The 17,814-nt window shown below is 66.5% G+C and carries 19 protein-coding genes and 2 pseudogenes; 9 read left to right on the forward strand and 12 right to left on the reverse strand.

Annotation, left to right across the window (positions count from 1 at the left end):
• Window positions 1-459 precede the first annotated feature (459 nt).
• Window positions 460-1,275 (reverse strand): NmrA family transcriptional regulator, encoded by an 816-nt coding sequence (locus tag ACIBH1_RS48645; protein ID WP_397320964.1) that lies wholly within the window; start codon window positions 1,273-1,275, stop codon window positions 460-462.
• An 86-nt stretch (window positions 1,276-1,361) separates the two neighbouring features.
• Here ACIBH1_RS48645 and ACIBH1_RS48650 point away from each other — a divergent pair, with 86 nt between their 5' ends.
• Window positions 1,362-2,255: a LysR family transcriptional regulator gene (locus ACIBH1_RS48650; protein WP_397320965.1), complete on the forward strand. Its 894-nt coding sequence runs from the start codon at window positions 1,362-1,364 to the stop codon at window positions 2,253-2,255.
• A gap of 98 nt (window positions 2,256-2,353) precedes the next feature.
• Here the strand turns inward: ACIBH1_RS48650 and ACIBH1_RS48655 are convergent, their stop codons facing one another.
• On the reverse strand, window positions 2,354-2,524 hold the full coding sequence (locus ACIBH1_RS48655; RefSeq protein ID WP_397320966.1) for a hypothetical protein: 171 nt from the start codon (window positions 2,522-2,524) through the stop codon (window positions 2,354-2,356).
• Between the two features lie 647 nt (window positions 2,525-3,171).
• On the opposite strand from ACIBH1_RS48655, the gene ACIBH1_RS48660 reads away from it, so the two are divergent.
• The 3 genes from ACIBH1_RS48660 to ACIBH1_RS48670 all read left to right on the forward strand — a co-directional run bounded on the left by ACIBH1_RS48660 (window position 3,172) and on the right by ACIBH1_RS48670 (window position 7,023).
• Window positions 3,172-3,963 carry a hypothetical protein gene (locus ACIBH1_RS48660; RefSeq protein ID WP_397320967.1) on the forward strand — a complete coding sequence of 264 codons (792 nt, stop codon included), beginning with the start codon at window positions 3,172-3,174 and terminating at the stop codon, window positions 3,961-3,963.
• Between the two features lie 1,078 nt (window positions 3,964-5,041).
• Window positions 5,042-6,088 carry a ParA family protein gene (locus ACIBH1_RS48665; protein ID WP_397320968.1) on the forward strand — a complete coding sequence of 349 codons (1,047 nt, stop codon included), beginning with the start codon at window positions 5,042-5,044 and terminating at the stop codon, window positions 6,086-6,088.
• Window positions 6,085-7,023, forward strand: a complete 939-nt coding sequence (locus ACIBH1_RS48670) for a hypothetical protein (RefSeq protein ID WP_397320969.1) — start codon at window positions 6,085-6,087, stop codon at window positions 7,021-7,023. The genes ACIBH1_RS48665 and ACIBH1_RS48670 overlap by 4 nt, the downstream gene beginning before the upstream one ends.
• 230 nt (window positions 7,024-7,253) lie before the next feature.
• Here ACIBH1_RS48670 and ACIBH1_RS48675 read toward each other — a convergent pair whose 3' ends face one another.
• Both ACIBH1_RS48675 and ACIBH1_RS48680 read right to left on the reverse strand, forming a co-directional pair.
• Complete coding sequence (locus ACIBH1_RS48675) at window positions 7,254-7,616, reverse strand: hypothetical protein (protein WP_397320970.1); 363 nt, start codon at window positions 7,614-7,616, stop codon at window positions 7,254-7,256.
• A gap of 38 nt (window positions 7,617-7,654) precedes the next feature.
• Window positions 7,655-8,236, reverse strand: coding sequence for a Maf family protein (locus tag ACIBH1_RS48680; protein ID WP_397320972.1), 582 nt, complete (start codon window positions 8,234-8,236; stop codon window positions 7,655-7,657).
• Between the two features lie 90 nt (window positions 8,237-8,326).
• Here ACIBH1_RS48680 and ACIBH1_RS48685 point away from each other — a divergent pair.
• The 3 genes and pseudogenes from ACIBH1_RS48685 to ACIBH1_RS48695 all read left to right on the forward strand — a co-directional run.
• Window positions 8,327-8,473: pseudogene (locus tag ACIBH1_RS48685) on the forward strand (IS5/IS1182 family transposase); the annotation flags it as partial.
• Between the two features lie 436 nt (window positions 8,474-8,909).
• Complete coding sequence (locus ACIBH1_RS48690; protein WP_397320973.1) at window positions 8,910-10,724, forward strand: type IV secretory system conjugative DNA transfer family protein; 1,815 nt, start codon at window positions 8,910-8,912, stop codon at window positions 10,722-10,724.
• A complete protein-coding gene (locus tag ACIBH1_RS48695) occupies window positions 10,721-11,389 on the forward strand; it encodes a hypothetical protein (RefSeq protein WP_397320974.1) in 669 nt (222 codons plus the stop codon). The genes ACIBH1_RS48690 and ACIBH1_RS48695 overlap by 4 nt, the downstream gene beginning before the upstream one ends.
• 1,547 nt (window positions 11,390-12,936) lie before the next feature.
• Here the strand turns inward: ACIBH1_RS48695 and ACIBH1_RS48700 are convergent.
• From ACIBH1_RS48700 to ACIBH1_RS48725, 6 genes are all read right to left on the reverse strand, one after another.
• The gene (locus tag ACIBH1_RS48700) at window positions 12,937-13,167 is read right to left on the reverse strand and encodes a hypothetical protein (protein WP_397320975.1); all 231 of its coding nucleotides are present in this window, start codon (window positions 13,165-13,167) and stop codon (window positions 12,937-12,939) included.
• A 60-nt stretch (window positions 13,168-13,227) separates the two neighbouring features.
• On the reverse strand, window positions 13,228-13,608 hold the full coding sequence (locus ACIBH1_RS48705) for a DUF397 domain-containing protein (RefSeq protein WP_397320976.1): 381 nt from the start codon (window positions 13,606-13,608) through the stop codon (window positions 13,228-13,230).
• Window positions 13,605-13,805, reverse strand: a complete 201-nt coding sequence (locus tag ACIBH1_RS48710) for a hypothetical protein (protein ID WP_397320977.1) — start codon at window positions 13,803-13,805, stop codon at window positions 13,605-13,607. Before ACIBH1_RS48710 ends, ACIBH1_RS48705 begins: the two co-directional genes overlap by 4 nt.
• Complete coding sequence (locus ACIBH1_RS48715) at window positions 13,795-14,124, reverse strand: hypothetical protein (RefSeq protein ID WP_397320978.1); 330 nt, start codon at window positions 14,122-14,124, stop codon at window positions 13,795-13,797. Before ACIBH1_RS48715 ends, ACIBH1_RS48710 begins: the two co-directional genes overlap by 11 nt.
• Window positions 14,121-14,309, reverse strand: a complete 189-nt coding sequence (locus ACIBH1_RS48720) for a hypothetical protein (RefSeq protein WP_397320979.1) — start codon at window positions 14,307-14,309, stop codon at window positions 14,121-14,123. Before ACIBH1_RS48720 ends, ACIBH1_RS48715 begins: the two co-directional genes overlap by 4 nt.
• Before the next feature lie 656 nt (window positions 14,310-14,965).
• A complete protein-coding gene (locus ACIBH1_RS48725; RefSeq protein WP_397320980.1) occupies window positions 14,966-15,124 on the reverse strand; it encodes a hypothetical protein in 159 nt (52 codons plus the stop codon).
• 306 nt (window positions 15,125-15,430) lie between these two features.
• Between ACIBH1_RS48725 and ACIBH1_RS48730 the strand changes: the two genes are divergently transcribed.
• Window positions 15,431-15,709, forward strand: a complete 279-nt coding sequence (locus ACIBH1_RS48730) for a winged helix-turn-helix domain-containing protein (protein ID WP_397320981.1) — start codon at window positions 15,431-15,433, stop codon at window positions 15,707-15,709.
• A gap of 94 nt (window positions 15,710-15,803) precedes the next feature.
• Window positions 15,804-16,055, forward strand: a complete 252-nt coding sequence (locus ACIBH1_RS48735; RefSeq protein WP_397320982.1) for a hypothetical protein — start codon at window positions 15,804-15,806, stop codon at window positions 16,053-16,055.
• Between the two features lie 296 nt (window positions 16,056-16,351).
• Here ACIBH1_RS48735 and ACIBH1_RS48740 read toward each other — a convergent pair whose 3' ends face one another.
• Both ACIBH1_RS48740 and ACIBH1_RS48745 read right to left on the reverse strand, forming a co-directional pair.
• Window positions 16,352-16,474, reverse strand: a complete 123-nt coding sequence (locus tag ACIBH1_RS48740) for a hypothetical protein (RefSeq protein WP_397320983.1) — start codon at window positions 16,472-16,474, stop codon at window positions 16,352-16,354.
• 710 nt (window positions 16,475-17,184) lie between these two features.
• A pseudogene (locus ACIBH1_RS48745) lies at window positions 17,185-17,604 on the reverse strand (transposase); the annotation flags it as partial.
• Window positions 17,605-17,814: the final 210 nt, after the last annotated feature.

The raw sequence follows: 17,814 nt of genomic DNA on the forward strand, positions 1-17,814 counted from the left end.
GGTTCCCTTCCAGGAGGCAGAGGCCACGTCAGCCCCTGTCACCTCCTAGGTCGAACGGGTCAGCCACCAATCGACACCCCAACAACACCCGTCGATACTGGAATCCGATTCGCGCGCTGCGCGAATGCCCGCTCCAGCCGTTCTGTGACTAACACGTTCAGAGCATGACTGTAATATCCGGCGCTGGTGACCCTCAGCATCGCCGCGCAGCCGAGCGGTCCGGTTACGATCCACGGCTGCCCCCTCTGGAACACCCAGTGGAAGCTCGTGGCCGCAAGGAACAGAATCAGACATCGTGGTGATTAGCCTGAACAGCGGGTTGAGAACGGGGACACGAGTGCCGCTCATCCTGGTCACCTAGGCCGCCCGACGGCCTAGCCAGGCCGAGCTACTCCACATGAATGCGGCGTGGAGCCCCGTCCTGTGACCCGCTGCGATCATGGCCAGCAGGTCAGGGGTTTATGAAACCCTCCAGATTCCGGTCGCCGCGGTCCTCCGGGCGTAGTCGTCGAAGTCGCGAGGCTCGCGCCCCAGCATCCGTTGCACGCCGTCGCCGACACGCTCGTTGCGCCCGTCGAGCACGGTGGTGAACAGGTACACCAACAGGTCCGCGATCTCCGCCGGAACGTGCTCTGCGGCCAGTGCCGCCGCGTACGCCTCGGCGGGGACCCGGGTGAAGGTAATGTCGCGACCGGCGGCCTTGCCGATCGAGGCGACCGCTTCCTCCAGGGTGAGCAAGCGCGGACCGGTCAGTTCGTAGATCTGGCCGTTGTGCCCGTCTTCGGTGAGCGCTACAGCCGCGACGTCGGCGATGTCCTCGACGTCCACGAATGGCTCGCCGATGGGGCCGACCGGGAGCACCACGTGCCCGGACAGAACGGGGTCCAGCAGGAAGTTCTCGCTGAAGTTCTGGCTGAACCAGCTGGAGCGCAGCACCGTCCACTCGGCACCGGCCGCCGCCACCACCTCCTCGGCGGCCTCCGCCTCCTCCTCGCCCCGCCCTGACAGCAGGACCAGGCGCCGTACCCCGCGGGAGACGGCGAGCTTGGAGAAGGCTCCGACCACCTCGGCGGAGCCGGGGATGGCCACATCCGGGTAGTAGGAGATGTAGACGGCGGTGACACCCTCCAGGGCGGCCTCCCAAGTGCCGCGGTCCTGCCAGTCGAAGGGAACTCCGCCGGAGCGCGTGCCGATCCGAACAGGACGGTCGAGTCGGGTCAGCCGCTCGACGATCCTGCGGCCAGTCTTTCCGGTTCCCCCGGTTACCAAGGTCAATCCCGTGTTTTCCATGTCTCGAGCTTCTCGGTTCGACAGGCTCGCAACAACGGTCAGCCACGCAACAATCGTTAACATAGGTGTTTATGGAACGCAGAGATCTTGAGATCTTCCTGGCTCTCGCCGAGGAACTACATTTCGGTCGGACAGCCGAACGCTTGCACGTCTCCACCGCCCGCGTCAGCCAGACGATCAAGCACATAGAGCGGCGCATCGGCGTCCCCCTCTTCGAACGCACCAGCCGTCAGGTCGCCCTGACCCCAGTGGGACGTCAATTCGATGCGGACGTACGGCTCCCGTATCAGCAGATCGAAGCCGGCATCGCCCGAGCGGTAGCGGCTGGCCGCGGCGTCACGGGTGCCCTGCGGGTGGGTTTTGTCGGGACGGCGATCGGCCAGTTCATCATCAGCGTCGCCGACCGGTTCTCGGCCCGCTACCCTGAGTGCGAAGTTCACATCGTCGAGAACCGGTACGCCGACGGAACTTCTCAGCTCCACAACGAGGAAATCGACGTACTTTTGGTCGGCACCACGTCGCTGGAGGACGATCTGGCCGAGAGCCCTGTGCTGTTCCATGAACAACCGGTGCTTGCCGTGTCGTCACGTCACCCCTTCGCACGTCGCACATTCGTCACCGTAGCCGACCTTGCTCGCGACAAAGTGCTGGTGCCGCGGGATTTCACTCACGAAGTGGACGCTCTCGTAGTGCCCCCGCTGGAGGACCTGCGGCGCGGTCCTTCCTTCAGCACGATCCAGGAGATGCTGGCGCTGATCGGGGCTGGGAAGGGAGTGTTTCCGGTACCGGAGCACGCCATGCACTACGACGCTCGGCCAGATGTTGCCTATGTCCCAATCCAGGATGGGCAGCCGTTCGGTTGGCGACTCATCTGGCGTGCTTCCGCCGAGTCGGCGCGTATCCGAGCCTTTGTCCAGGCAGCTCAGGACGCCGTTGAGTTCGGCGCCAGCCCGCTCATCCCGTAGCGGGTCCGTTGCCGTCACTCACCGAACGGGATCCGAAGGAGTTGAAGACGACGGAGCTGCCCGCTGGAAGGGCCGACGTTGACCATCATCGAGCTCCACTAGTCTTCCGCCAGCGCCGCTTCAGCGGCCTTATGGTTTTCCGTCACGAGCTCTTCGCCCTGCCCGAGCGCGTCCAGCACCTGTTCCGTGCTCGCTCCTGCCTGCGCGGCGACCGTCGCCCACTTCGTGTCCACATCCAGATTGGCGCCCGCCTCGGCGATCAGGTCCACCGCTCTCCCAGGACCCGGCCTCCCGTGACAGCAGCCTGGAGGATCGTCTCCAACGGAGTAGTATCGCCGGCCGCTCACTCGTCGACTGCGCCGCGCCGGCGAGCGCTGGCGAGAACTGGCGAGAACTGGCGAGATCAACCGAGTGGCCATCAGCAGCGCGGACAGTCCAGCGCGTCATCGATCGCCTCAGCTCCAACGACTGGGTCATCTTGAGCATCATGGCCGTCTTGCAAGCCTCGGAGAGGCGGGCCAGCAGCGGCGCTTGGTGCCCGCCCGTGCTTGGCCAGCGGCTGGAGATTCTGGCTGTGGCGACGTTGCCGGTGACCTCGTCGCCATACCGGATGCCCTCCTGGCGTCGCTTGGCCTCTCGATCGCGCTGGGGGTTGGGATGATCGAACTGGGGCTGAGCTCAGACCCAGGGGCGTAGTGTCCGGAGCCCAGGTGTCAACGATCTCCGTCAGCTTAGACTCACAACAGGTTCGGCTACTCCGTGATCTCGGCGGTACAAGAGGCCACAGCCTGCGCAGGAGGACAGTCAGAGCTTGCCTGATGGATGACTGCCCTACGCTAGGGCCAAAGTGCTGAGCGGGAAGGGGCGGACCTTATGCCCCGGGCGGAGGACCGGCTCGCGGCGCCTTCCTCTACTGATGATCTTTCAATACTGTGTTGATATGCCTCCACGAAGTAGGCCCCGCATCGGGAAACTCGCAGGTCAGAAGCTGGTTGACAGGATCGTCGATCGTCACGATCGGTATGAGGAACCGCCCGCCGCCGTTGACCGCGACAATCCTCTGGCGGTGTTGAACCACGTTTTGTCCTCACGGCGCAGCCTCCCCGACGGCCACCTTGCTGATGACGTCCTCGACGCACTCTCGGTAGTGGGATACCTCCTGGAGGAGATCTCTCGCGTCGAACACGAACTGCTGGAAATGGGCCTACGGCTGCGCATTCCGCAGTCCCGTATGGCTGAGCCGCTGGGGTTGCGCTCCGCGCAGGCGGTCGACAACCGCATACGCCGCGGCCGCGCCGAGCTTCAGGGGCTCCCTCGCAATGAACGGCTTGAGCGGGCGCTTCGGCTCACGGCAACAACTACTTCTGATCCACTGAAGCGGGAGGCACGATGGTTCGACCCCAACGCACTCGCCTTCTGCGAGGCCGCCGGGAACCTAGCCTCACTGCGACGAGCTCATCCCCAGCTCATCGATGACGACCTAGATGAGAGCCTGTCCTACCTTGCCCAAGCGGTGCGAGACGTGCCATGGCCATACTCATCCCAGTCGCTGCCGGCTTTGCGCGTGATGGCCGCCTGGTCTCGAGTCGTCTTGGACGACCTCGAAGAAGAACAGTATGCACTCCTTCGACAGGAAGCTCTCCCCGCCATCAACCGTGTTCGGCACTTCGCCAGCGAGCACCGGAAGGTGAGTGACAGCCTCCGATAGGAAGGGCATCGACTGCCGAGTTTCCGCACTGCCCCCTACAGCACACGACGAAGGCTGACCTCCCCGGGGCACGAGGATGACACGGTGCGGGCTACGCCTCCGGGATCAGACGCTGGCTCCTGCCCCGGAGGGCGGTGCCATGACGAGACTGAGAGTGCTAGCCGACGGACGACGAAGCGGGCGAACGCTCGCTCGCACCTTCATAGAAGGGATACGCCGATGAGTGACAGGCGCTGTTCCCTTCCTTGTGCGGTTACGAAGACTTGTCGCCTGTCCGCAGAAGATTCGGACTTGACCACTCCAGTAGTGGGCGGTGAGGGTAGCGAATTCTGCTGCGGTGTGGGTGGCGCAGCAGGCCGAGTTCCCTTCCCCGTTGCCTCGAACGGGTGTTGATGCTCTCCCTCATTGATGCCTTCGATTGCGTTAGTGACGACGTTGCCCTTGAAGACTGAGGATGACCATCAGGTCTCTAGCTAGAAGGCCATCGATGCAGGAGCGCCGCTAAGCTCGGCACATCACCGCAGGTCAGTGCGACCGATAGTTCAACCGATAGCTCTACCAGCGACGTCAATAGTAGTCGAAGAAATATTACTTAAGATCCCTTCAACAAGCTCTATCGGAATAGCGACAGCGATAAGAGTCCATGTAGCAGGGAGCATAGTTTCAACTATAGAGCTTCCAGTCTCTGCTCCTATATTTTAAATCATAGTGATTCACATGTTAGAGAAGATAGCCATGAAAGTCGTCTCACAACCGTTGGCTTGCATAGTGATGACAGCCGATAGATAGGCAGATAGGACAGAGGGTTAGACAGAAGGCAGTTCTCAAGAAAGCTTGATCAGCGAGCCGGGCGTCAGACAGCATCCACGTGGCCCCATTCGTCGCCCTTGACCTACGGACAGTCGCCCGCCATGTCCGTAGCCACGCGATTCGGACACGCCGACAAATGGACGTGCACGCTACGTCTTGAGCTGCTAAGAAGATGTCCACGTGGAACAACTGAGGCGCGGGGGATCGGTGCGGTGGTTACTACGTCGGCAAGTTGCAGGTCTAAAAACCACGACAGGAGTCCGGACGCATGAGCAGCAGATTCTCACCTCTGACGGCCAATACCAAGACGGCCGAGCAGTTGAACCAGGAGAGCATTGACTCGATCCGGGACCTACTCGGGCGCGTCATGATCGTCCTCAACAACAAGGGTGGGGCTGGCAAGACCACTACGACAGCCAACCTCGCAGCCCAGCTGGCAGCAGAGCTGGAACGCCAGGGATCTGCACGCCGCGTACTCGCTGTCGACCTCGACCCACAGGGAAACCTCGGCCTCGATCTCGGCTATCAGGGGAAGGCCGGTGACGACGCTGGTGCCAGCGTCATTGCCGTAGTGGCCGGGCTCGGCACGCTGAATGTTGTGCGCGAGGTGCGCCCTAACCTAGATGTGGTGCCGGGCGGCCAGCGTCTCAACGCCATCACGGCCACCATCTTCGCTAGCCAGCAGGGACATCCCAACCGCAACCCCATGCTGTCTCTTGCGCAGGCTCTGGCTGAGGTCGCGGCCGAGTATGAGTGGGTCTTCATCGACTGCCCGCCCAACATGCCTGACCTGCAACACCTTGCGGGTATTGCCGGACGGTATGTCCTGATTCCCGTCTGCTTTGATCAAGGAAGCATTCAAGGCCTCGAAGGCGTGGCCAGCGTCTTTGACGCGGCGGGCAGGTACAACGACACGCTAACGCCTCTCGGGGTGGTGTTGTTCGGGTTCGACCGCAACAACATCCGCAAGATCAAGGATCATGAAGGTAATGAGATCGGCCTCAGAGAAGTTGGTGTTCTAGCCGAGACCAGGCGGGAGATTCTCGAGCTGATCGACCGGTCCGGCCTCGACATGCCGGTCTTCCAAACCGTCATCACCCGCGCTGTGAGCGTGGCCAAGCTCTGCCGCAAGCGGGGGAGGGTCTTCGCCGAGGTAGCCGATGCAACCGCTGGCGCGGACTGGAAGAAGATGGCCCGGCAGAACAAGGTGACTGTGAGTGCCGACTCAGCCGAGACTTCAGCCCTTGAGATGGAGGAACTCACCGTGGAGGTCATCACCGAGGCTCTGAGTATCGAGAGAGAGATGCAGGGATGAGCGACATCTTCCACGAGGAAGCTCCCCAGCCCAAACTCGGAGGGATGACCCGGCAGCGCAGGCAGCGGGGGCAGAACGGCCTGGGCGAGATCATGGCGAAGCCGTCCGATGCCCAAGGCCCTCCGACGGCGAAGGCCATCGTAGAAGCTGAGGTTGTTCTGCCTCCGGCTGAACCAGCCGCGCAGCCGGAGGCAGGGCCCGCATCACCGACCGGTGTGACCGCCGAACGTGCGGGCCTGCCGGGTCCGCCAGTGAGTGGCCAGACGGTCGCCTCGGGTGAGGACAACGGACAGGTTCTGCTTGCGGCTCCCGTGGAGCTGGCCAGAGGTCTGCCGCATCCCGACACTCTCCCCGCTGTTCCGGTTGCTGTTCCGCAGCCACCGACATCCGATGTTTCTCAGCCTGCTGCGGCCACGATCGGAGCGCAGCTTTCCGCACCACCTCGAGCTCCGCGAACTCCTCAGCCAGGCAAGCGTCAGCCAGCAAAACGAAGGCCTCCCAAGCCGTCAGCGCAGTATGGGATGGCCACGGAGTCCGGCCCCACCCGCCAGGTAAACGTGTACATCCTTCCCACGGCGCTTCGGGAAGCGCGCCGTATGAAAGATGATGGCTTGCCGTATGCGCAGTTGGCGCTGAACGCCCTTGACTGGGCCCTGGACCAGGGGATTCTGTACGGTTTGATTGAGGATCGCCTGGCCATACGCCGACCGGTAGGAAGCAGGTTCCCTCCCAGGGTGACTCGACGGACACAGCCGAACCAGGAGGAAGGTTCTCGCGTCTTGTGGCCCGTCCCGCTCACTGAAGCCGAGATCGCCGTGGTGGATGACTTCAGGATCGAGGTGGGCGCCAAGCACCGCTCGACTGTGATCGCCGCAGCCGTCGAGGCCTACCTACGACCGGATGATGATCTGCCCCACTCCCAGGATGAGGAGTAGTCCACGTGGCCCGGACGCCCTGTCCTCAGCGCCGTCCGGGCCGCCCGCTTGAGCTGAGGCATGGGAGGGGAAGCTGGATTACCTTCGTACGGAGACTCCGAGCAGGGGGCAGCGCCATCGACACCGACCGGTGGCACGACCCGCTCTGGATCGTCGACTCCACACCCATCGAATGCGGCCGCTCCCGCCCCACCGCGCCGTTCTAAGCTGGTCGGCTGGGCCGGCTACGGCTACTGCCGCTCCCACACACCTGGTTCTGGGGGCCGCGCTTGCACCTCATCTGCACCCCCCGCAGGCCCGCCCATCACCTGGGCCCTGGCCACCCCGATCATCGACGAACGCCAGGTCCTGATGGCCATCTGCGAGCACGACCCCGCCTTGCCCATCACGCCCATGATGGTGCGGAAGGTGTCGCGCCAGCTCCAGGAGTCGGCGAAGGGGGTGGCGAAGTCCGCGATCTCGAAGGCGTACTTGCCGAGGAAGATCAGCGCCACGACGTACACGGCGAAGGCGATCACGGCGGGGATCAGCCCGAACAGCCACCACCGGCCGTGCTTGGCCACCCAGCCGATGCCCTGGAAGAAGAAGCCCACACCGCTGAAGAAGTCGCGTGTCGCGTATGCGGGGAAACCTAGCGCCAGAAGTCGGTCACCGCGTAGCCGAGTTCGCCGAGGAGGGCGCGCACTCTGGGCAGGGAGATGCCCAGGACGTTTCCATGGTCGCCGTCGATGCCCTCGACGAACCAGCCGCCGAAGCCGTCGAGGGTGAAACCGCCGGCGACGGCGAGGGGTTCGCCGGTGGCGACGTAGGCGGCGATCTCGGCGTCGGTGGGGGTGGCGAAATGGACGACCGTGGTCTCGGCCGCCGAGGCCTCGCGGCCGGTCACGGTGTCGATCAGGCAGTGGCCGGTGACCAGGCGGCCGGTGCGGCCGCGCATGAGGCGCCAGCGTTCGGCGGCGACCTCGGGGGTGCCGGGCTTGCCGTACGGGCGGCCGTCGAGTTCGAGGATGGAGTCGCAGCCGATGACGACGGCGTCGGAGAGGTCGGCGGCGACCTTGCGGGCCTTCTCCTGGGCCAGGAGGAGGGCGAGCTGGGCGGGAGTGGGGGCTGAGAGGGCTTCCTCGTCGACGCCGCTGACGATCACCTTGGGGTCGATCCCCGCGCTGCGCAGGAGAGTGAGGCGGGAGGGTGATGCGGAGGCCAGGACGATCATTTGGTCAGGTTACCGGTCGGGAGGTGGTGCAACTCGGGGTTTGGAAGGGCATGGGCGGACGCTGCCGGCCTGATCGGCTGGGATGTCAGTGTGGATTCCACGGTGCGCGCTCATCAGCACGCCGCCGGAGCCCGGTCGCTCCCGCAGAAGGAATCCGCCGGTGGCGTCGTCACCGAATCCGCCGATCACGCGCTGGGCCGGTCTCGGGGCGGTCTGACCGCGAAGATCCACCTGTCGTGCGAGCCGGGGCAGAAGGGGTTGTCCCAGTTCCTGACCGGCGGGTAGCTGGCCGCGCGTGGACTGCTCGATCAGTTCGTGCAGTCCGCCGTGGCGGGGCACCGGCACGCCGAGCCGGGCGTAGTCCTCAGCGCTGACCTGGCTGCGCTCGTCCAGGCCGAGCATGCCGGACTCGACATCCCAGTGGGCGGAGAGGCCTCTCCGGGGGCCATAGGGTGGCGGCTTTCGCCGCTAGTGGTCCTGCCGCGCCGCGCGGACGGGCTAGCGAGGGCGGCTTCGTCGCGGCCGCCCGCTGCCGGCGGCGACGAATGGCCGTAGCGGCAACGGGGCTGGCAGGAATGCGCGCAGGACGTTGACGGGCCCTAGTGATCGTGGGCAGGGTGGCACGGGGCTCTATCCGTCAGGGCGATGTCTCCGGAAGGAGAGGCGAACGCCGATGACGCCGGACACGCCGAGCATGGTGGCGGGGACGACGGCGCCGGACGCGGGACAGATCAGCATGGACCTGCTGGCCACCTACGGCCCGTGGTTCGCCGTGCTGTTCATGGCGCTGGCCCTGGCCGCGGTGACGGTCTCCCGCATCCAAGATCCGCAGAAGTTGCGTGGGCTGAGCTTGTGGTTTCGCCTGAGATGGCGGCTGTACCCGGGCCCCGGCTTTGCCCGTCGGCTGGAGCTGTGGAGGCACTACGGCCGGCCTGCGGCTCAGAAGGCGGCGCTGCGTGCCCGCCCGTCGCTGGGCAGCCGCTGGAGGCGGCCCCTGCTGCATCATAAGGAGATCGCGATCTTCCTGGGCTGGGCCCAGGGATGGATTGTCCGGATGCGGGTATATGCGACGCTCGAAGACACCGTCCTGGTGCTCGCGCCGCCGAAGGAGTACAAGTCGGCCTGGCTGGCGGGGCGGATCATCGACGCGCCTGGGTCCGTGGTGGCCACCAGCATCCGCACCGACCTGGCCGAGGCGACAGCGGGGCTGCGCAGTCGGCGCGGCCTGGTCAATGTGCTCAACCCCGAAGGGGTCGGCCACCTGGCCAGCACCACCCGTGTCTCCCTGGTGCGCGGGTGTGAGGATCAGCAGACGGCGCTGCGGCGGGCGGCCCGGATCGTGTCGGCCTCCCAGACCGGCGGTATGTCCGACGAAGGCTTCTGGGTCGGGCAGGCCGCCATGGTGCTGTCGGCGATGTTGCATGCTGCCGCGCTGGCCGGGCTGGAGCTGCCTGTGGTCTACGGGTGGATCGTCAGTGACGACCCCGCCCCGGCCAACATCCTCAGAGTGCGGCGGCCTGGGTTGAACACCGAACTCCCGGCCGCGATCGTCAGCCGGTATCTGGCCACTCACGCTCGCACCCGCGATTCGGTGGCGATGACGCTGCGCCAGGCTCTGCGTTTCCTCGAGGACCCGGCGATCGCCTGGATGCTGAGTCCGGACCCCGGCGAGGCCGGATTGGACTTCGCCCGGTTCCTGCGCGGCAAGGGCACGCTGTACCTGGTCGCGGGGGAGGAGGTGAGCGTGACGGCGCCGCTGTTTTCGTGTCTGCTGGGGGAGTTGCACTTCTACGCCCACTTGTTCGGCTCGCGCCAGCCGTACGGCCGGCTGGACCCGCCCGTGCTGTTCGCGCTGGATGAGTTCACCAACTTTTGCCGGGTCAAGGAGCTGCCGGGCTGGCTGTCGACTGCGGCCGGGTCCGGGATGGCGTTCGTGCTGGCCGCGCAGTCTTACTCCCAGCTGGTTCAGCAGTGGGGCGAGCACGGCGCGCGGACCATCTGGAACAGCAGCAAGGCGAAGGTGTTCTTCGGCGGCACCAGCAACCCCGACGACCTGGAGCGGGTCTCGGTGTTGTGCGATGAGATCACCCTGTTCCGGTGGGAGGCCAGCATCGACGACGACGGCCGCCGCCGGCGCAGCCGCCGCGCGGAGACCGTCCGGGTGCTGCCGCTGGCGCAGGTGCGCATGCTCCCGGTGACCCGGGCGGTGGTCATCCGCCGCAACGTACGGCCGACCATCGTGCGCGCCGAGCTGGTATGGCAGCGGGCCGACGTCAAGCGGCGCAACCGCTCCGGAGCACCCATGCCGCTGCCGCGCCTGGAGTCCGGCGGCGCGGCCAGCTTCGCCACCACAGGTGCTGGTGTTGGAGCTGGTGGGGGTGCGGTCGACAATGTGGCCGCTCGGCGGCGGCTGCGTGACCGGCTCCGGCCCCGGCCCGCACGACCGTGGGACGCCAGCCAGGACGCCAGCGAGGACGGGTCAGCATGACCAACTCTGAAGGCGGTCGCGGTCAGCTGCCCATCTTCGGCACCGGCCCCCGAGACAGACCGGCAGGCAGCACGGCAGGTGGTACGGCGGAGGCGCGCGGCGACGCGGGGCAGGAGGGCATGCTGCAGCTGGTCCTGGCCTTGGCCGATCAGATGCGGGAGCTGACCGCGACCGTCGCCGACCTGCAGGCCACCCAGGCCAGCCGCCCCAGCCCGGGCGCGGGGCAGGCGGGTGCGGCCGGGTCGGGCAGGCGTGAACCGGAGCCTCGGCCGTGGTGCTGGCTGCGGATGAGCCACACGGATAAGGCCGAGCGGCTGAGCGAGCTGGCCGACTGGGTCCGGGAGGTCCTCATGGCCTGGCCGGCAGCGCAGCGCGCCTACACGCCGTGCTGGAGCTGGCACTGGGACGTGGTGGAAGATCTGTCGATGCTGTATCTGGCCTGGCAGACGGCCTACCTGTGGCCCGGCGCCGGAGTGCGCGAGGTGGCCGACTTCCTCGACCGGCTGCTGCCATCGGCGCTCGTGCGCGCCTCCGATCGGCTCAAGCCGTGCACGCACGGCCATCAGCCCGACGGTGAACGTCGTGACGACGCGGACCTGGTGGACCAGGCGGTGAATGGGCTGCGCCGGCTGCCGCAATTGAAGGGGCAGGGCGAGCTCGTGTAAGGGGTCCCATCCTCATTTCGGTGCGGGATAGCGGCTTGGGCCTTGGGCGGTCGGCCGGTGGAGTGGTGCGTGGTTGGTGCGCAGGGTGTGGCAGGAGGCCGAGGTTGTGTGCGCGTCGGGGGCGCTGGACTCCGATGCCCGTGTCGTGCAACACCGGCCGTGTCACTGCAAGCCCTCCGGCGTGGGCTGGAGGTGTGCGGGCCTATCCGAGACCTTGACGGCGTCGACCCTGGTCACGTGCCTGCGTCGAAGCTCTGCCGATCCTGGACAGCATGGCTGAGGTCTTCGTCTAAAGCAATTGCGCGCCCAGCGCACTGTGGTTCTCGCGCAGAGCGAGGTGTGTGCCCGATGGCATCGCCAGGGTCGAAGCTGACCAGTGCGCGATCACCGCCTAGAACCTCACCCGCCGCCCGGCTACACCAAGTACGGCAGCGACCTGGCCGCCTGAGCCGCACGGCCCTGTCCAGCGCCTGACAACGAGCCCTACTTGATCCCGTCAGGGGGCAAGCAGGGCTCGTTCGCTATGTACTGGGGTCCGCGAGAGACCGCGTCCGCTCTCACGCCGCCTCCTGCGGGGAGGGTGGCTCTGGCGCTGGCGGTTCTGAATGGCTCATGAGAACCTTCAGCACTTCGAGTGCTACGGCACTCTTTCGGCGGCGTGGCCGGCAGCTCTGATCGCCATGGAGGCGATCGCTGCAACTAGGCAAAGATAGATCGCGCTGATGGAGAGGGCCACGATAGCGAGTGGGCTATTACCCCCCACGCAGTTGCTCCTGATGCCAGGCCAGGTAGTCCGGCTAGGCGTACACCACCGAGGGTGTACGCATTCGGTCACCCTGTTCCTTCTTCTGCCTGCTGGCCAGTGCAGCCCAGGGCCGCTTCTCGCTATGGCCGAGCATACGAGCAGGGCATCTGGCGATGCGGCAACCCCCGTGGCAGATGCAGGGTCTGCCGCAGCCCCGGAGCTGAGGTTTGGGTCAGCCTCGAGACACGACAAGGAGTGTATTGGTGACCGGTCCTGGTTGAAGGTGGTCTGGACAAGCCGGTCGAGACCTTCGTGCTCGACCACCGCAGTTGAGGCCCCGTTCGAGTCCGCCCTAACCACGGGGAGAACTCGAAGAGGGCGCGCTCCGTGCCCGCCGTGGGTCGAGTATGGAGCGGCCGACTGCGAAGGGGAGCTGAACGAGCCGGGATGAACTTCCCCGGCCGAGCGGCTTCTGGGAGGCACGGCGGCCAGACGCTATGCAGAGGCGGCCGTCGTGCAGGCGTGATCCGGAGGGCTGCAGAACAAGGCCGCGGCGCTGGCCGCCGCGCCGGTCAATGGGGCGGAGACTGTACCTGACTGGTCGTCGGTGGCGCGCTACGAGCGGCCTGGCGGCAGGCTTGGCAGCCAGCGCCCGGGTACCACGGGAACACGCCGCCGGCGTAGCCGTCGATCGTCACCTTGGCGCCGCACAGGGCGATCGCCCGCACGCCGTGGCCCCCGACATGTGGCCCGTCCTTCACGGCGTGCTTGCCGCTCCGGCCAGAGGCGAGCAGGTGGTCACTCATCGGCCGCCGCCCAGCCGCGCCGCGACTGCGTCGGCCACCATCCGGGCGGCCTCGACCGGATGGCGAGCCACCAGCTCGGCGAGCAGATCCAGCTCGGCTTGCCGCTCATCCTGAGTCAGAGACAGCGACCGAGCCCACCGCCGCCGTTGCTGGCGCTGCTGCTGGCGTCGCCGGTCTGGCGGTTGCTGATCGCGCCAGGCCGACGTGAGGCCCCGCTGCTCACTCACGTGCTTCACCCCCTTGGACGTCGGGGACCAGGATCGAGATGGCCAGCACGAACCGGGCGATCACCAGTTGTCCCTCGTGAGCCTCGCCGCTGCGAACAACCCGGCCTGCACACCCCGCTGAAAGGCCCGCCAGCTCGTCCACGAGGTGATCACCATCCGAGGCCGGCCGGCGCACCGCTGATGCTCAGCGAGGGTCAGCGGGATGGTGATCCGGCACCGCTCAGACTGATCGCCTAGGTCTTCGGGTTCGTAAGTACCGTCGCTGACCCGTGCCAGCCACACATCCCAGTCCGTCACGCTGACCGCGACATCATGATCTGGGGCGGTGCTCTCCCGGACGCGCACCCGACTGCCGTTCCATGGATCGATGCGCGCCTCGACGCAGTTGCCCTGCGAGTTGGAGTAGCGCACCCAGCCGTCGGCGCTGACGATCCGCTTCATGATCTCCTGCCTTCCCCATCGGCCGGTGTCGAGTTCTGAAGCTCGGCCTTCAGCCGCGCCAGGAGCTCCTGTGTGGCCGGATGCTGCGAGATCTGCTCGAGCAGGTCGGCATCGGCCGCGTGCAGCAGGCCGTCGAGCCAGGCATCGTCGTCATCGGGGTCTGCGAGCTGTCTGCGGCCGAGGGGGTCAGATGTCATGACGAACCTCCGGTCTGAGCTGCTGGGCCACTCCTTCGAAGTCGGAGGAGTGCAGGGTCCGCAGGCAGGTGCAGGCCAGGTCCGGGCACGGCCCGCGCGCGTACCAGATCCCGGCCGCCTGCCAGAACGTGTGATCAGGGAACTCCACCCTGGTCGACGCGATGCGCGCCGCGGTGGCCCGGTACTCGGCCGTGTCGAGTTCGGCGAGCAGTTCGATGGCGCGCTTGCACAGCCGATCGAGCGAGCACGCCGTGCACGTGTCGCCGTGTTCGCGCCGACGGTCACGCGCGGCCTGCAGAAGCTCCTGTGCCGACGTCATGCCGTCTCCCCCGCGCCGACCAGCTCGCGGGCGTCTGGCACGGCTGGGCGCCACCCGACCGGGACCGGCAGGTTGTACGGCAGGCGCGTGCGCGAACGGCCCGCGCCCGGCCACGCGTCGGGGAAGTCCGCGCGGTCGGCCAGGGCCCACGTCGCCGACTCGGGCTCGCCCGGACTGCCCGGCAAGACGATCAGGCCTCCACACGGAGGACTGGGGGGTGCGCCCGAGCTGAGACCCGATGGGAGCGCGGGCGGCCCGTGGTCGGCACCCGGCGGGCTCACCACAGCGGGCTGGAGGAGCTGAGGCGAGACCTCGGCAAAGGTGGTGAGATGCTCGGGGCCCTCGATGGCTGCGTCGAGATGCCCTGTCTGGGTCTCTCCCTCGATAGGGGCCCCAGCTACTTCTACGGTACAGCCTGACTCGGCTCGGATCTCTTCAACCGTCAGGTCGGCAGCCTGGACGCGGTCGATGACCTCAGGCAGCAGCTGACACGTGCGTGACGGCGCGTAGGTCCAGCCGTCCGACTTGGGGCCGAAACGCCAGCCCCGCTGCTGGTACAACGCCAGCCGGGCCCCGACCTGACCCGGCTCAGGAACCTGATAGGGGTGCGGCTCGGTGGCGCCGCAGCCAGTGTCGTCGTGCTCCATCGGAGGGTGGCCGCACTTTCCGCAGCCGTACGCCAGCGGCGGGTCTACAAGGCTGTAGCACGGCTCAGGCACGGACGGCTCGGCCGGAGCGGCCTGCTGCTTGCGCGCGACCTTCGGCCTGGGGAAGTCTTGCAAGGTCGGCCGGAACGAGCGGACGGCTCTTGTGGCCGACTGCTCCTCAACGGTTAAGGCGGTCACAATGCGCGTCCATCCTGGATGCGCCCGACGCGGGCGGCCAGGTCCAGGTCGGTGGAGCGAGATGCCCATCGCAGGAACTCTCGGTGCCAGAAGAGCGGTTCATCACTGGCCTCGGTGCGGGCCAGGATCCAGATGGCCGTGCAGGTGAAGCGCATCGCTTCACGGTCGATGTCGCCAGCAGCGAGCTGCTGGCGGCAGGTCCGGCCGGCACAGGGTTCTGCCTGCTCGCAGCGTCTGGCCGAGGTATCTCGGCGAGGTCTAGGGTTGTCCACGGGTCAGGACCTCAATTCCTGATCAAGGGCCCGGTACGGCGTTCACAGCGCCTGCCGGGCCCGCCTGCTTTTCAGGCGTGTCAAGGCGAGATGATACCCACATCTAGCCGTAGCTAGCTAGGGTAATGACAGCTACATGCGGCTAGACGTCGCTACCCTGAGCATGCTGTATCTACGTAGTTTGCTCCCATGGCTGAAGATCTGCCGCCTGAGCTGGACCGACGCATACCGCTGTGGCCGCAAATCGCGGACTACATCAGGCGGCGGATTGAGTCCGGAGACCTGACTCCGGGCGATCGAGTGCCCGGGATCCACGCGATCATGGAGACTTTTGGCGTCACCAATTCCACGGCGCAGAAGGCGCTTCGTGCGCTGAAAGCCGAAGGGCTGGTCGAGACCTGGAGCGGTTCAGGAACGTTCGTTTCGGCTCCCAGTGAAGGCCAGGAACAGAGCGAGGCTGGGCAGTGACGCCTTGGCGTACAGACGCCCAGACGTTCGGGCGTCCACCAGGTACCGTGACGATATGAGCGCACAGCCCCACGACCCGGTCCAGGAGCCTCGCGTGCCGAAGACGGCCGACGGGATTGCCGGAGCCTTGTCGCCGACGCGGCGCATGGATTTCTACCGCGAGCTCGGGACCGCCCAGCTGGAGCAGGCCGAGGCAGTGCTGCGCAGGTGGTGGTGCGAGGCGATGCTTGATACCGACCCCGACGCTGACCGTATCTACCAGTCTGCGATTGGTGGCAACCTGCGCAAGGCGACGCTGGCGGAGGTCGAGGCCAGCCGGGCGGCGAAGGGTTCGCCGGTTGAGTGAAACCGAGCCGGAGGGCTGGCCGTGCTACTTTTCCGATGAGGTGGCTGAGCTCATGGCCGATCCGCGTACCAGCTCTGCACTGTTCTCAGCGATCGCGGCCTTGTCCGTGAGGATCAACGAGACCCGCGGTGGGGTGCCCGGGGCCACGGTCAATGACCGATGGCCACTGCAGCGGCGGGTCCCCCTCGGAAGCGATGGCGACCTCGGCGTTGCTGAGTACGTCATCCTCGCCGAGGCCGCTGAGCCGCATTGTGTGATCACACGCGTTCAGCCGTACTGAGCTACTGGGCGATCATTCACTGCCCCTTCTTAGCCAGGCCCGCGTCGAGCGCGTACTGGAACGAGGCGCCACGCACGCCCAGGCTCTCACCAACATCGACCGGGTTCTGGCCGAGGCGATCCCCCTGCGCGTCGCGCATGGTCGACGTGTTGGACAGGCAGTTGGGCGAGCAGGCCAAGCGGCTGCCTACCGAGGTCGGGGTGACCGAGATCGGAGTCGATCGGGTACGGCACCTGGGCCGGGCGGACGAAGCCGGCTCCACCATGACCGATTGGGTTCAGCAGCTGTGCGGCTCGTGCGGCATGACGGTGGCAGGGGTCGTTGGCGACGGACAGGTTACTCCCTGCCCGATGGCGCGAATGCTGGTGGCCGGCAACGTCCCCGACCAGCCGCTCGCGAGCTACTGGGTCTGGTCCGCGCTGATGCGTCCAAATCCGTGCTCTGGTGCCGGTCCAGGCCGGATGCGAGCCGCCCTGCTGGCCCGGCTGCGATCCTGGCGCAAAGCGAGGTGGCGGGGATGGCGGCGCCGCCCAACCCCGACAGCGTGTGCAACCACAAGCTGCGCCCGAAGCCCAAGGACTCCGGGTGCCGCCCCAAGCGCAACTAGGGAGAGCATGGACTCCACACTCAAAGATCCGAACAAGGTCCCGGGGCCAGCTGCTCCCGCGGCTGTGCGACCTGCTGGTCGCCGGGCGACATCCTGAACCAGGGCGGCGAGGACCGGGCCTGGCTAGAGGCGCTCCACGCGGTCCCGCGCGACCCGTTCACCCCTGTCAGGGGTGGGCGCACCGCGGGAACTTCGACGCCGTCATTGACCGCGACCTCGATCCTGACGGCGCCTGCTCACACCCGGTCGCGATCACCGGTCCACGACTTGGGCAGATACAGCTCGCGATCCACCAAGGCGCGTCCCGCGCCGCTCGCATACGCCAGGAATACCCGAGCTGGCAATTTCGATCCGGCCGGCCGTCCCGGAGTATTGGCGCTGCACTCCAGCCGACTTATCGCCCTTCGTGATGAACCCGGTCTCGTCCACGATCAAACACGCCATCTCGCACGCCGAGCTGCCAGCGGCTGCCTGCCCAAGGGGTTGGCCTCGCCCGCCGCCTCGGCCAGGGCCCAGCCGTTCTTGCCCTCGATCGGGGCCAGCAGCCCCAGACATAGGCACGCTGCCCGCTGCCGCGGCTCCACCCGGCCGAAACGGCCGGCTACCCGCGCGAACGAACAGGACATCCAACCCGCCGCCCAGGCTGTAGTGCCATGATCCATCACAAGCGCTGCAGATTGCCAACTAAGATCACAAAATGATGCTGGAGTACTAGTCCGTCATGGCGCTTGGAATCACCTGACGGTCTCGTTTGTCCTCGGGAACGGACCGCCGGATCAAGACGACCCCCAGCCATGACCTACCGAGGGCGGCGCAGAGACCGCCGGGCACCCCGACGACGATGCGAGGACGCGTGAGTAACAGTAGCCACA

Source organism: Nonomuraea sp. NPDC050663 (genome assembly GCF_044456985.1).
Taxonomy (GTDB): Bacteria; Actinomycetota; Actinomycetes; order Streptosporangiales; family Streptosporangiaceae; genus Nonomuraea.

Excerpts from the sequence above, each read along its gene's own strand:
- ACIBH1_RS48725 (WP_397320980.1), bottom strand. The coding sequence starts at position 15,124 with ATGCGCTTCACCTGCACGGCCATCTGGATCCTGGCCCGCACCGAGGCC.
- ACIBH1_RS48670 (WP_397320969.1), top strand. The coding sequence starts at position 6,085 with ATGAGCGACATCTTCCACGAGGAAGCTCCCCAGCCCAAACTCGGAGGG.
- ACIBH1_RS48740 (WP_397320983.1), bottom strand. The coding sequence starts at position 16,474 with ATGCGCGACGCGCAGGGGGATCGCCTCGGCCAGAACCCGGTCGATGTT.
- ACIBH1_RS48710 (WP_397320977.1), bottom strand. The coding sequence starts at position 13,805 with ATGACATCTGACCCCCTCGGCCGCAGACAGCTCGCAGACCCCGATGAC.
- ACIBH1_RS48715 (WP_397320978.1), bottom strand. The coding sequence starts at position 14,124 with ATGACGTCGGCACAGGAGCTTCTGCAGGCCGCGCGTGACCGTCGGCGC.
- ACIBH1_RS48650 (WP_397320965.1), top strand. The coding sequence starts at position 1,362 with ATGGAACGCAGAGATCTTGAGATCTTCCTGGCTCTCGCCGAGGAACTA.
- ACIBH1_RS48680 (WP_397320972.1), bottom strand. The coding sequence starts at position 8,236 with ATGATCGTCCTGGCCTCCGCATCACCCTCCCGCCTCACTCTCCTGCGC.
- ACIBH1_RS48705 (WP_397320976.1), bottom strand. The coding sequence starts at position 13,608 with ATGAAGCGGATCGTCAGCGCCGACGGCTGGGTGCGCTACTCCAACTCG.
- ACIBH1_RS48665 (WP_397320968.1), top strand. The coding sequence starts at position 5,042 with ATGAGCAGCAGATTCTCACCTCTGACGGCCAATACCAAGACGGCCGAG.
- ACIBH1_RS48730 (WP_397320981.1), top strand. The coding sequence starts at position 15,431 with ATGGCTGAAGATCTGCCGCCTGAGCTGGACCGACGCATACCGCTGTGG.
- ACIBH1_RS48690 (WP_397320973.1), top strand. The coding sequence starts at position 8,910 with ATGACGCCGGACACGCCGAGCATGGTGGCGGGGACGACGGCGCCGGAC.
- ACIBH1_RS48695 (WP_397320974.1), top strand. The coding sequence starts at position 10,721 with ATGACCAACTCTGAAGGCGGTCGCGGTCAGCTGCCCATCTTCGGCACC.
- ACIBH1_RS48660 (WP_397320967.1), top strand. The coding sequence starts at position 3,172 with ATGATCTTTCAATACTGTGTTGATATGCCTCCACGAAGTAGGCCCCGC.